Annotated in this window: 13 protein-coding genes; 7 read left to right on the top strand and 6 right to left on the bottom strand. The window is 70.9% G+C overall.

The features are described from left to right. Positions 1-22: 22 nt before the first annotated feature. Positions 23-262, bottom strand: coding sequence for a hypothetical protein (locus HUT12_RS02980; protein ID WP_176092404.1), 240 nt, complete (start codon positions 260-262; stop codon positions 23-25). Between the two features lie 447 nt (positions 263-709). On the opposite strand from HUT12_RS02980, the gene HUT12_RS02975 reads away from it, so the two are divergent. Further along, positions 710-2,389 carry a DNA repair helicase XPB gene (locus HUT12_RS02975; RefSeq protein WP_176092403.1) on the top strand — a complete coding sequence of 560 codons (1,680 nt, stop codon included), beginning with the start codon at positions 710-712 and terminating at the stop codon, positions 2,387-2,389. 72 nt (positions 2,390-2,461) lie between these two features. Here the strand turns inward: HUT12_RS02975 and HUT12_RS02970 are convergent, their stop codons facing one another. The 3 genes from HUT12_RS02970 to HUT12_RS02960 all read right to left on the bottom strand — a co-directional run bounded on the left by HUT12_RS02970 (position 2,462) and on the right by HUT12_RS02960 (position 3,951). Further along, positions 2,462-2,806, bottom strand: coding sequence for a type II toxin-antitoxin system HicB family antitoxin (locus tag HUT12_RS02970; protein ID WP_176092402.1), 345 nt, complete (start codon positions 2,804-2,806; stop codon positions 2,462-2,464). Next, a complete protein-coding gene (locus HUT12_RS02965; RefSeq protein WP_254876701.1) occupies positions 2,806-3,051 on the bottom strand; it encodes a toxin HicA in 246 nt (81 codons plus the stop codon). The genes HUT12_RS02970 and HUT12_RS02965 overlap by 1 nt, the downstream gene beginning before the upstream one ends. A 147-nt stretch (positions 3,052-3,198) precedes the next feature. Continuing rightward, positions 3,199-3,951, bottom strand: a complete 753-nt coding sequence (locus tag HUT12_RS02960) for a TIGR03089 family protein (protein WP_176092401.1) — start codon at positions 3,949-3,951, stop codon at positions 3,199-3,201. Between the two features lie 49 nt (positions 3,952-4,000). Here HUT12_RS02960 and HUT12_RS02955 point away from each other — a divergent pair, with 49 nt between their 5' ends. Both HUT12_RS02955 and HUT12_RS02950 read left to right on the top strand, forming a co-directional pair. Beyond that, positions 4,001-4,921, top strand: a complete 921-nt coding sequence (locus tag HUT12_RS02955; RefSeq protein WP_176092400.1) for an aminoglycoside phosphotransferase family protein — start codon at positions 4,001-4,003, stop codon at positions 4,919-4,921. A gap of 96 nt (positions 4,922-5,017) precedes the next feature. Beyond that, positions 5,018-6,013, top strand: coding sequence for a hypothetical protein (locus tag HUT12_RS02950; RefSeq protein WP_176092399.1), 996 nt, complete (start codon positions 5,018-5,020; stop codon positions 6,011-6,013). A gap of 83 nt (positions 6,014-6,096) precedes the next feature. On the opposite strand, the gene ligD (HUT12_RS02945) is transcribed toward HUT12_RS02950, so the two are convergent. Further along, positions 6,097-7,011, bottom strand: coding sequence for a non-homologous end-joining DNA ligase (gene ligD / locus HUT12_RS02945; protein WP_176092398.1), 915 nt, complete (start codon positions 7,009-7,011; stop codon positions 6,097-6,099). Beyond that, positions 7,001-7,942: a non-homologous end-joining DNA ligase gene (ligD, locus tag HUT12_RS02940; RefSeq protein WP_176092397.1), complete on the bottom strand. Its 942-nt coding sequence runs from the start codon at positions 7,940-7,942 to the stop codon at positions 7,001-7,003. Before ligD (HUT12_RS02940) ends, ligD (HUT12_RS02945) begins: the two co-directional genes overlap by 11 nt. A gap of 86 nt (positions 7,943-8,028) precedes the next feature. On the opposite strand from ligD (HUT12_RS02940), the gene HUT12_RS02935 reads away from it, so the two are divergent. From HUT12_RS02935 to HUT12_RS02920, 4 genes are all read left to right on the top strand, one after another. Beyond that, the gene (locus HUT12_RS02935) at positions 8,029-9,066 is read left to right on the top strand and encodes a Ku protein (protein WP_176092396.1); all 1,038 of its coding nucleotides are present in this window, start codon (positions 8,029-8,031) and stop codon (positions 9,064-9,066) included. 193 nt (positions 9,067-9,259) lie between these two features. Beyond that, positions 9,260-9,898: an FKBP-type peptidyl-prolyl cis-trans isomerase gene (locus tag HUT12_RS02930; protein ID WP_176092395.1), complete on the top strand. Its 639-nt coding sequence runs from the start codon at positions 9,260-9,262 to the stop codon at positions 9,896-9,898. Between the two features lie 48 nt (positions 9,899-9,946). Beyond that, positions 9,947-10,765: a hypothetical protein gene (locus HUT12_RS02925; RefSeq protein WP_176095630.1), complete on the top strand. Its 819-nt coding sequence runs from the start codon at positions 9,947-9,949 to the stop codon at positions 10,763-10,765. Positions 10,766-10,900: 135 nt separating this feature from the next. Then, the gene (locus tag HUT12_RS02920; RefSeq protein WP_176092394.1) at positions 10,901-11,554 is read left to right on the top strand and encodes an HAD family phosphatase; all 654 of its coding nucleotides are present in this window, start codon (positions 10,901-10,903) and stop codon (positions 11,552-11,554) included. Positions 11,555-11,677 lie beyond the last annotated feature (123 nt).

Here is an 11,677-nt window from a genome sequence, read left to right as displayed (position 1 = left end):
TCGGTGCTCGGGCGGTGACCGGTCAGCGCAGGCTGCGCCGGACCGATCCGACGATCGCCACGACCAGCAGCAACGCGAATCCGGTGCCGAGCGCCTCGCCGACCGAGTCCACGAAGCCCTGCTGGAGGACGAGCCAGCCGAAGAGGAACCAGCCGAACAGCGCCACCCCGAGGGCGGCGTACGCGATCACCGTGGCGGTGGAGACGGGTTCTGCGGACTGCGCCTGCTCGCGGTCGAGGATCAGTTCCTGGTCAACGGTCATGCGCCCTCCCCCGTACGGTCCGGCTCTGCCGTCCAGGGTGACACCCCGGAGCGCAACCGACCAGCACCATCACGTGACGATCCGGCGGGTTCATACCCCGGAGCAGGCGACGGGGAAACGGTGGACGGGGTCGCCGGTGCGGCTCGGACACGCGCTCGCCCCCGCTGGCCGTCCGCGACGACGGGACCCGGCCCCCGCTAGCTGGCCCCACTCGTCGCGGCGCGGACGCGCGCCGACGCCGACCGGCGTGACGGTCGACGTGGGCCAGTGGCGGCCCTCGACAACTCGTCTCCCCAGTGCAAGACGCACCGAGGTACCCGCCGGGTTGCAGCTCGCCGACGGTTTTCTTGTCACCCGGCCGCACGTGCAACACTGGATGGTCGCCCGTCCGCAGGTCAGCCACCTGCCGGAGCGGGCCGATCAGCCGTACCGAGGAGGGGGTTCCGCGTGAGCGGTGGACCACTGATCGTGCAGTCCGACAAGACACTGCTGCTGGAGATCGACCACCCCGACGCCCAGTCCTGCCGAATGGCCATCGCGCCGTTCGCGGAGCTGGAGCGCTCCCCCGAGCACGTGCACACCTACCGGCTGACCCCGCTCGGGCTCTGGAACGCCCGCGCCGCCGGCCACGACGCCGAGGGCGTGGTGGACGCCCTGATCAAGTACTCCCGCTACCCGGTGCCGCACGCCCTGCTGGTGGACGTGGCCGAGACCATGGACCGGTACGGCCGGCTCCAGCTCGCCAACGACCCGGGACACGGCCTCGTCCTGCGCGCCCTCGACCGGATGGTGCTGGTCGAGGTGGCCAAGAGCAAGAAGCTCGCCGGAATGCTCGGCAACAAGATCGACGACGACACCATCGCGGTGCACCCGTCCGAGCGCGGCCGGCTCAAGCAGGCCCTGCTCAAGCTCGGCTGGCCGGCGGAGGACCTCGCCGGGTACGTCGACGGCGAGGCCCACCCGATCGAGCTGGCCCAGGGCGGCGAGGACGGCGGTAGGCCGTGGACGCTGCGGTCGTACCAGCGGGAGGCCGTCGAGGCGTTCTGGGCGGGCGGCTCGGGCGTGGTGGTGCTGCCCTGCGGTGCCGGCAAGACGCTGGTCGGCGCGGCGGCGATGGCCGAGGCGAAGGCGACCACGCTGATCCTGGTCACCAACACCGTCGCCGGTCGGCAGTGGAAGCGGGAGCTGATCGCCCGCACCTCGCTGACCGAGGAGGAGATCGGCGAGTACTCCGGCGAGCGCAAGGAGATCCGGCCGGTCACCATCGCCACGTACCAGGTGCTCACCTCGCGGCGCGGCGGCGCCTTCACCCACCTGGACCTGTTCGGCGCCCGCGACTGGGGCCTGGTCGTCTACGACGAGGTGCACCTGCTGCCCGCGCCGATCTTCCGGTTCACCGCCGACCTCCAGGCCCGCCGCCGCCTCGGGCTGACCGCCACCCTGGTCCGCGAGGACGGCCGGGAGGGTGACGTGTTCAGCCTGATCGGCCCGAAGCGGTACGACGCGCCGTGGAAGGACATCGAGTCCCAGGGCTGGATCGCCCCGGCGCACTGCACCGAGGTCAGGGTCACCCTGACCGACGCCGAGCGGATGTCGTACGCGACGGCCGAGGCCGAGGAGCGCTACCGGATGGCGGCCACCGCCCGCACCAAGCTGCCGGTGGTACGCGCCCTGGTCGAGCGGCACCCGGAGGAGCAGACGCTGGTGATCGGCGCGTACATCGACCAGTTGCACCAGCTCGGCGAATACCTGGACGCCCCGATCGTGCAGGGCTCGACCACCAACAAGGAACGCGAGCGGCTGTTCGACGCGTTCCGCTCCGGCGAGGTCCGCACGCTGGTGATCTCCAAGGTCGGCAACTTCTCGATCGACCTGCCCGAGGCGGCGGTGGCGATCCAGGTCTCCGGCACCTTCGGCTCGCGTCAGGAGGAGGCGCAACGGTTGGGCCGGGTGCTGCGCCCGAAGGCCGACGGTCGGCAGGCGCACTTCTATACCGTCGTGTCCCGGGACACCATCGACACCGAGTATGCCGCCCACCGGCAGCGCTTCCTCGCCGAGCAGGGGTACGCGTACACCATCGTCGACGCCGACGACGTCCTCGGCCCACCCCTACCAACCGTCGACTGAGGTGCAAGGAAGGGCCCCTACTACCGTCTCCGGTATAGCAGGGGTCCCTTCCTAACATCTCGGCGGCGACTGTCAGGCGGCTCTGAGTCTCCGAAGGATGTACTGATTGAGGCTCAGGCCGTCCTCGGCGGCCTGGATGGCGAGTTCGCGGTGCAGGCTCTCTCCGACCCGGAGGTTGAACTTGCCCGAGTAGCTGCGCTCCGCGAACGGCTGGGGCACCTCTTCGCCCTGCTCCTCCATGTCCGTGATCACGTCGAGCAGCAGGTTCTGCAGCCCCTGTAGCGCCTCGATCTGCGAGGACGCCAGCCAGGAGAGGGACGGGAACTCGGCACAGGTGGCAACGAACTCGTCGTCCTGGGCCGACCAGGTGACGCGGTAGGTGTAGTGAGAGACCTCAGGACGGGGATCACTCGTCATCACATGGCCTCCTTCTTGTCGATCGCCTTGAGCACCTGCCGCACCTGGTAAGCCTTGGCCTTGCCCTTGTCGTTCTGGATGTTGACGCGCAGGTCGCCGGCCCACGGCATCTTGAACACCGCGTGGGAAGTCCCGGCCTGCCGTGGTTTCCCGAAGTAGTGCTCGCACACGCCGTAGAGATCGTTGTAGGCGATGTTCTGCGGGTTCTTCCGCATCGCTTCAACGATCTTCGTTATCGACGGCACCCCAGAATAGTACCACCCACGGTACTAGAGAGAGTTAGCGCTGCAGCAGGTCCGGACGATGCCCGCTTGTCCGGATGTAAGGAGGGGACCCCTGTACTACCGGAGACGATAGGAGGGGTCCCTTCCTAACATCTCGGTGGCGGCTGTTCACAGGACACGGGTGATCTGCTCGGCGGCGACGACCGCGTCCCTGTGCTCCGGGTCGAGGTTGGTGCAGAGCACCACGGAGGCACCGGCGGAGAGCGGCGCGAGCAGCCACTTCAACGGTTGGTCGTGCTCGGTGACGTCGACCAGCAGTCGGTCACCGACCCGCAGGTCGAGCTGCTCGGCGACCACCTTCGCGACCGAGCCCCACTCGGCGTAGCTGGTGCCGTCCGGGCTGGCCGCGTCCCCGGCGTGCAGCATCGGACGGTCGGTCGGGGCCGCACCGTGCCGCAGCACCTCCACGGACCAGTCGAGCCATCCGGCCGGCACCTCGGCCAGCGGCTCCGGCCCGGTGCCGACGAGGTAGCGGTGCAGCCCCTCCGGCACGTCCTCCAGCCAGTCGTCGAGGCGTTCCGGGGTGACCAGCACGCCGTCGTACGGCCGATCACCGCCCGGCTCCAGCACCGACAACCCGGCGGTGGCCCACGGCCGGAACGACACCGTCATCCCCACCGACCAGGCCCCGAGCAACACCGCAGCGGTACGCCAGTGCGGCGGCAGCAGCACCGCCACCCGGCTGCCCGGCGTCAGCCCGCACCCGTCCCGCAGCAGGCCGGCGACGCGCGCCGACCACTCGCCCAACTCTGCGGCGGTCAGGTCTTGGCGGACACCCGTCCGGTGGTCGAGGCAGGTGATCAACGGCCGGTCCCGCTCGGCGAGGCCGGTGACGGAGCGTACGGGCAGCGCAGTTTCCATCCGTCGATAATCCCTTGCCGACGCAGGGTGACGGAATGAGGATCGCGGGATGCCTTCGACTGTTCCCGACGGCCGTGCCGGAATCGACGCAGGACTGGTCCGGCGTCTGATCGCCACACAGTTTCCGCACTGGGCAGACCTGCCGGTGTCACCGGTGGAACGCGACGGCCACGACAACCGGACATACCGGCTGGGCGAGACGATGACCGTACGGCTGCCGACTGCGGCCGGGTACGTCCTGGCGGTGGCGAAGGAGAACGAGTGGCTGCCCCGGCTGGCGCCGGAGTTGCCGGTCGCCGTACCGCCGGTCCTGGGTGTCGGGGTCCCCGGCGAGGGGTACCCCTTCCCCTGGTCGGTGCGGGGCTGGCTGCCGGGCGAGACGGCGGACCGGGCCCGCGTCGACGACCCGGTGCGGCTCGCCGTCGCGGTGGGCGAGTTCGTGCTGGCCCTGCAGTCCTGCGACGCGACCGGCGGCCCGGCTGCCGGGGAACACAGCTTCTTCCGGGGTGCCTCGCCGGGGCACTACGACGAGGAGACCCGGCATCTGCTGAGCGTCCTGACCGGACAGGTCGACGTGGCGCGGGCCGCTGCGGTGTGGGAGGCCGCCCTGGGTGCCGAGTGGCGGGGCAGTCCGCTGTGGTTCCACGGGGACATCGCGGTGGGCAACCTGCTGGTGCTGGACGGGAAGCTGGCTGCGGTGATCGACTTCGGCACGTCCGGTGTCGGTGACCCGGCCTGCGACCTGGTGATCGCCTGGACGTTGTTCTCCGGCAGCAGCCGGCACGCCTTCCGGGAGACGGTCGGGCAGGACGAGGGCACCTGGGCACGGGCGCGGGGCTGGGCGTTGTGGAAGGCGATGCTGCTGTTGGCGCAGCATCTCGACTCCGATCCTGCCCTGACCGCTGACGACCACCGCGTGATCACCGAGGTCCTCGACGACCACGACCGCCTCTCGGTCGGCGGCTGCTAGTCCTCGCTCGGGGCGAAGACTCGACCAACGGCACTGGCGGCGTTCCCCACGTAGCCGCGACAGTAGAGGCCATGACGCCACACGGGAGGCGCGGACATGAGCGACACCACGTGGGAACCGATGTGGCGACGACTCGTTCCGGTGACAGCGCTCCTGCTGCTCGCCCCCTGGGTGGCCGAATGCTCCTGGGGTGGCTTCGCCGGCAGCGACATGCTGATGGTCGTGGTCGTTCTCGCCCCCATGTACGGCGGGGCGGCGATCCTGATTCGTGAAGCGGCCCGGCGTACGGGCGGGGGCTGGCCCATGATCGTCCTGCTGGCGGCGGGGTTCGGGGTGGTGCAGGCGGGACTGGTCGATCAGTCTCTGTTCAACCCCGGCTTCTTGGCGGACACCGAGTTCGCCGACATCAGCGCGGCGGACAACACCCGCATTCCGGTGCTGGGCGTGAGCGCGCAGGAGGCGATCAGCTTCCTTGGCAACCATGTGGCGCTGACCATCTGCGCCCCGATCGCCCTCGTCGAGTCGTACCTCTCTCCGGCCCGCCGCCTGCGCCCATGGCTGCGAGCGCCCGGACTGATCGCGGTGACGCTTCTCTATCTGCTGGGCAGCCTGCTCATCTTCGTCGACGACAGCGGACGCAAGGGGTTCCTGGCCAGCCCGGGGCAGCTCATCGGGGCGGCGGTCCTGGTTCTCTGCCTGGTCGTGGTGGCGGCCCTGCCCCGGTGGCGGCGCCGACCGGCCCCGAGAACGGCCAGCACGCCTCGCCCGATCCTTGCCGGGCTACTGGTCCTCGTCGTCTACCTGGGATCGAGTGTGCTCTCCGGCTGGATTCGTGTCGCGGTATCGGTCGTTGCCGCCGCTGCACTGGTGGCGGTTCTCGTCCGCTGGTCCGAGCGCCACGGATGGGGGCAGAGCCACGTGCTGGCCTGCGCATCAGGGCCGCTCGTGGGAGCGGCTGTCCTGGCGTACCTGGTGCCTCCGTACTCGCCGGCGTCGCCCGCCCAGGCACTGGCCAGCGACGTGCTCGTCAGCCTCATCGTGGTCGTCCTGCTCACCGGGGCGTCCGCGCGGCTACGCCGGCACGGCGAGTGAGCGCCGGCACGGGCGTGCGTCGACGCCCTGCGGTATAGCAGGGGTCCCCTGCTATACCGCAGGCGTTAATAAGGTGCCCTTCCTTACGCCGAAGGCAGCGCGCGGCCGGGTGTGAGCAACGGCGCAAGGAGGTCGCCGTACTCCTCGACCCGCTCCAGCACCTCCGAGGCCGTGTACGGCTTCGTCGACGGTCGCCTGCCCGCCGCGCCCGCCTCCACCTCGTCCCAGGTCAACGGCGTCGACACCGCCGGCACCGGCTGTGCCCGCAGCGAGTACGGGGCCACCGTCGTCTTCGCCGCGCTGTTCTGACTCCAGTCGATGAACACCTTGCCGGGCCGGAGGTTCCTCGCCATCTTCGACACGATCAGCTTCGGGTGCTCGCGTTCCAACTCCTGGGCGATCCGTCGGGCGTACCCGGACACGTCGTCGGCGGACTGGGTGCCGGCGATCGGGCAGCAGAGCTGCATGCCCTTCTTGCCGGAGGTCTTCGGATAGCAGTCCACCCCGTCAGCGGCCAGCCGTTCGCGCAGCAGCAGCGCCACCCGGCAGCACTGCCGCAGGGTGGCCGGTGGCCCGGGGTCCAGGTCGACCACCATCAGGTCCGGATGCTCGCCGACCTTCCACTGCGGGGTGTGCAGTTCCAGGGCGGCGAGGTTGGCCAGCCAGACCAGGGTGGGCAGGTCGTCGGCGACCACGTAGTCGATGGTCTCCCGGCCCTTCGTCGAACCGGGCGCGGGCAACGTCTCGACGTGCACCCAGGAGGGCGTGGCAGCGGGGGCGTTCTTCTCGAAGAAGGAGTTGCCCTCCACCCCGTTCGGGTAGCGGATCCGGGTCAGCGCCCGGTCGTGCAGGTGCGGCAGCAGCACCGGCGAGATCCGGGTGTAGTAGTCGATCACCTCGCCCTTGGTGAAGCCGGCCTTCGGGTAGAGGAGCTTGTCCAGGTTCGACAGCTCCAGGGTGCGTCCGGCGACGTCGACCCGGAGCCGCTCACTCGGCATCCGCCACCTCCTCGGCCGCCTTGTCCGGCCGCAGCCGCAGGACCCGGGGGAACCGCAGTCGCCCGTCCGGCGTGCGCTGGCCGTACTTGACCTCCACCACCATCTGGGGGGTTACCCAGATCGCGCCCCGCGCATCCTCCCGGGGCACGTCGCCGCCGAACGGGGAGGCGGTGGTGCGCAGCGGCTCCAACTCCCGCAACAGTTCGCGTTCCAGGGCCGCCCCGATCCCGCCGCCGACCCGCCCCCGATAGATCAGCCGCCCACCGGCCCCGGGCACCCCGACCAGCAGGCCGCCGATCCGGCGGGCACCGGGTCGCCAGCCGCCGATCACGAAGTCGCCGGTCACCTCCAGCTTCACCTTCACCCAGTCCGGCGACCGCACGCCGGGCCGGTAGGCGGAGTCCGCCCGCTTGGCCATCACCCCTTCCAGGCCGTGCTCACCGGCAGCGTCGTAGGTGGCCGGGCCGTCCGGGAAAACCGGTGGGACCGTCCACCGCGCCGCGCCCAGTCCGAGTTCGTCGAGGGCTTCCCGACGCCGGGCGTACGGCCAGCCGGTGAGGTCCGTGCCGCGCAGCCGTAGCAGGTCGAAGATCATGTACGTGACGGGGACGCTCGCCGCCAGTCGGGCCGCCTTGACCGGATCCCGTACGTGCATCCGCTCGGCCAGGGCGGTGAACGACGGTCGACCGGCCCGGTCGAAGAGGACCACCTCACCGTCGAGCAGTGCGTCGTCGACCTGTTCGCCGAGCGGGATCAGCTCCGGGTAGGCGGTGGTGATCTCCACCCCGGAGCGCGCGTACAGGCGCTGCCGTCCGGCGGCGATGTCGGCCAGTGCGCGTACGCCGTCCCACTTGAACTCGTACGCCCACCCGGCGCCGGCAGGCAGTTGCCCGGTCACCGCGAGCATCGGCTTCAGTGGCGCGCCGGGCACGACCCGACTGTAGTAGCAGGCCGAACACCTCGCGCCCGGTTCCGTCTGATGCGAGCATGGTCGATATCGGGGAAGGGGGGTGCAGGATGCGGGCCATCTGGAAGGGGGCCGTGTCGTTCGGCCTTGTCTCGATCGCGGTGAAGCTGTACTCCGCGACCGAGGAGAAGGACATCCGGTTCCACCAGGTGCACCGGTCCGACGGCGGGCGGATCCGGTACAAGCGCACCTGTCAGGTCTGCGGCGAGGAGGTCACCTACGACGACATCGCCAAGGGGTACGACATCGGCGGTGGGGAGATGGTGATCCTCACCGACGAGGACTTCGCCGAACTGCCGTTGAGCACCTCCCACGCGATCGACGTGCTGGAGTTCGTCCCGGCCGAACAGGTCGACCCGATTCTCTACAACAAGGCGTACTTCCTGGAGCCGGAGGGCACGGCGACCAAGCCGTACCTCCTGTTGCGGGACGCCCTGACCGACTCCGAACGGGTGGCGATCGTCAAGGTGGCGCTGCGCCAGCGGGAGCAGTTGGCCACCCTGCGGGTACGCGAGGGCGTGCTGCTGCTGAACACCATGCTCTGGCCCGACGAGATCCGTAAGCCGGCTTTCGGCTTCCTCGACGAGGATCTCAAGGTCCGGCCGCCGGAGCTGGCGATGGCCACCTCGCTCGTCGACTCGATGGCCGGTGACTTCCACCCGGACGAGTTCACCGACGACTACCGGGCGGCACTCCAGGAGGTCATCGACGCGAAGGTGGAGGGCCGTGAGGTCGTACAGCCGGAGGAGGTCGAGGAGGCACCGCCCGCCGCCGTCGACCTGATGGCGGCGCTGAAGGCCTCGGTGGAGCGGGCCCGCGCGGCCCGAGGCGAGGGCGGCGGCGCCTCCGGCGGTGGTGCCGGAGAGCCCACCCCGATCACCTCCGCCCGCTCCGCGCAGAAGAAGACCGCCGAGAAGAAGGCGCCGGCCAAGAAGACCGCCGAGAAGAAGGCCGCCGGTACGAAGGCCGGCGGCACGAAGAAGGCCCCGGCGAAAAAGGCCGAGCCGGCCAAGAAGACCGCTGAGAAGAAGTCGACCAAGGCCGCGAAGGCTCCGGCGAAGAAGACGACTCCCCGCAAGTCGGCCTGACCGGCGCTTTCCTCGGCTCGGTCGAGGTGATCTCCTCGTACCGGTCGCAGCCGTGGCCCGGTGTCCCAGTTGTCGCACAATTCCCACGGGTCACGATCGATGGTCGGAACTGCCTCTGCCACCAGGTACCGTGTGTCGGCGACGGCGTCTGTAGCCGGACGCACCCACACCTCTCAGCAGGGGAGTCGAGGACGTGAGCGAGCAGGAGACCAAGGCGCGACGGCGACTGGCCGAACAGTTGGCGGCCCAGAAGGCGGCCGAGGCCAAGCGGCGGCGGCAGGCCTGGGCCGGCGGGTTCGCCGGAATCGCCGTGGTCGCGGTGCTGATCACCGTCTTCGTGATCGTCGGCCAGCGGGGCGGCGACGACGCTCCCGAGCAGGCCGCCGGTTCGCCGTCGGCCCCCGCGGACGCACCGGCCGAGCCAGGTGCCCCGCCGGCCCCGCAACTGCCCGAGGGCGCGGACCCGGCGCTCGGCACCAAGCCGACGGTGGCCGCAGGCGAGGGTGAGCTGACCGAGCTCACCGTGACCCCGCTGATCGAGGGCACCGGGCCGGCCGTCACCGCCGGGCAGTCGATCACCACGAACTACGTGGGCGTGCTCTTCGCCAACGGCGAGCAGTTCGACTCCTCCTGGGAGCGGGGCGAGCCGGCCACCTTCCCGATCGGCGTCGGACAGGTCATCGAGGGCTGGGACAAGGGCCTGGTCGGGGTGAAGGTCGGCAGCCGGGTACAGCTCGACATCCCGGCCGAGCAGGCGTACGGCAACGACGCCGCAGGTGGCCGTCCGGCCGGTCCGCTGCGTTTCGTGGTGGACGTCCTCGCCGCCCAGTAGGAGATGACGGTGTCGACGGCGGACGAGCCCGGGCGGACAGCCCGGTTGATGTGGACGCACTACGAGCCGGTACACGCCGTCACCTACTTCCACCCGCGCGCCCGCGCCGCCTACGAGGCGGCCGGGCTACGCGGGTACTGGCGGGGGTACTTCGCCGGTCGGGCCGCCCCGCTCGGGCCGACCGGTCCCGCCCCGGTGGTCGCGGCCTTCTTCACCTTCGCCCCGCACATGGTGGCGCGTGCCCTGCCCGCCGTCTGGCAGTTGGCCGCGCCCGAGGAGGCACTGCGGTCCCGCCTGACCGGGGCGGTGCAGGCCCTCGCCGAACTGGTCTACGAGCTGCCCGAGCAACACCTGGCCGAGGCCGCCGAGTTGTTGTCGGCCGCCGCCGACGAGGCCGGGACCGCCGGTCGGGTGCTCGGCGCGGCCAACGCCGCGCTGCCGCGCGGTGAGTACCCGCTGGCCCGGCTCTGGCAGGCCGCCACCACCCTGCGCGAGCATCGCGGTGACGGGCATGTGGCGGCCCTCGTCGCCGCCGACCTCGATCCGGTGGAGGCGCTGGCCTGGCGGGTCGCGGTCGACATGCCGCCCGCCAACCTGCTCGGCCGGGGCTGGTCGGAGCAGGAGTGGGCGCAGGCGCGGAAGCGGCTGGCCGACCGGGGTTGGCTGACGTCCGACGGCAAGCCCACCGACCGTGGTCGCGCCGGTTTCCGGGCCGTCGAGGAGGCCACCGACCACGCTGCCGCCCGCCCCTGGCAGGCGCTGGGCCCGACGCTCACGGAACGACTGCGCGAACTGCTCGACCCGATCGCCGTGGCCGCCCACCGGGTCATCCCGCCGGACAGCCCGATCGGCCTGCCCGCCCGGTAGGCGGCAGCGCGCCGACCGACCGACGCCGCCGGGTGCGTTGCGGCTCGGATGTTAGGAGGGGTCCCTTGCTATACACGAGGCGTTAGCAGGGGGCCCTTCCTTTCATGCATCCCCGTGTGCGGCAGGATGGTTCGTGTGGTGGATGCGGTGGTCTTCGACCTGGACGGCGTGATCGTGGACTCCGAGCCGGTCTGGGAGGAGGTCCGCCGCGCGTACGTGGCGACGCACGGCGGGACCTGGCAGCCGGACACCCAACGTCGGCTGATGGGGATGAGCACCGGCGAGTGGGCCGAGTACCTCAGCGGTGAACTGGGCGTACGGCGCACCGCCGCGCAGGTCGCCACCGAGGTGGTCGAGGAGATGAGCCGGCGGTACGCCGAACGCGTACCGCTGATCGACGGAGCGGACGACGTGGTGCGCCGGGTGGCCGCGCGATGGCCGCTGGGGCTGGCGAGTTCGTCGCCGACCCGGCTGATCGCGGCGGCGCTGACGGCCACCGGCCTGACCGACGAGTTCGGCAGCACGTTGTCCACCGAGGAGACGGCCCGCGGTAAACCGGCGCCGGACGTGTACCTCACTGTGGCGGAACGCCTCGGTGTGGATCCGAGCCGGTGCGTCGCGGTGGAGGACTCCTCCAACGGCATCCGGTCGGCCGCCGCCGCCGGGATGATCGTGGTGGCGGTGCCGCACGGGTCGTACCCGCTGGATCCGGACGCGCAGCGGATGGCGGCGGCGGTGCTCGACTCCGTCGGCGAGCTGACCCCGGAGTTCGTCGACCGGCTCGGCTGAACCGGCACCGACCGCTCTCCGGCCTACGCGAAGGTCGTGCTCGGAACGGCTGCTTGACCTCCGTCGGCATGGGTGCCGCCGGGTCGGGTAACGCCAACGGCGCCCACGCCGAGTCGAGGAGGG

Source organism: Verrucosispora sp. NA02020 (genome assembly GCF_013364215.1).
GTDB lineage: Bacteria > Actinomycetota > Actinomycetes > Mycobacteriales > Micromonosporaceae > Micromonospora.
Note: the sequence above shows the minus strand (reverse complement) of the source record. Positions and strands in the feature narration are given on the sequence as shown.

What these genes read in the sequence shown, in the direction of transcription:
- HUT12_RS02950 (WP_176092399.1), top strand. Translation starts at nt 5,018, where the DNA reads ATGAGCGACACCACGTGGGAACCGATGTGGCGACGACTCGTTCCGGTG.
- HUT12_RS02935 (WP_176092396.1), top strand. Translation starts at nt 8,029, where the DNA reads ATGCGGGCCATCTGGAAGGGGGCCGTGTCGTTCGGCCTTGTCTCGATC.
- HUT12_RS02925 (WP_176095630.1), top strand. Translation starts at nt 9,947, where the DNA reads ATGTGGACGCACTACGAGCCGGTACACGCCGTCACCTACTTCCACCCG.
- ligD (WP_176092398.1), bottom strand. Translation starts at nt 7,011, where the DNA reads ATGCCGAGTGAGCGGCTCCGGGTCGACGTCGCCGGACGCACCCTGGAG.
- HUT12_RS02980 (WP_176092404.1), bottom strand. Translation starts at nt 262, where the DNA reads ATGACCGTTGACCAGGAACTGATCCTCGACCGCGAGCAGGCGCAGTCC.
- HUT12_RS02970 (WP_176092402.1), bottom strand. Translation starts at nt 2,806, where the DNA reads ATGACGAGTGATCCCCGTCCTGAGGTCTCTCACTACACCTACCGCGTC.
- HUT12_RS02955 (WP_176092400.1), top strand. Translation starts at nt 4,001, where the DNA reads ATGCCTTCGACTGTTCCCGACGGCCGTGCCGGAATCGACGCAGGACTG.
- HUT12_RS02960 (WP_176092401.1), bottom strand. Translation starts at nt 3,951, where the DNA reads ATGGAAACTGCGCTGCCCGTACGCTCCGTCACCGGCCTCGCCGAGCGG.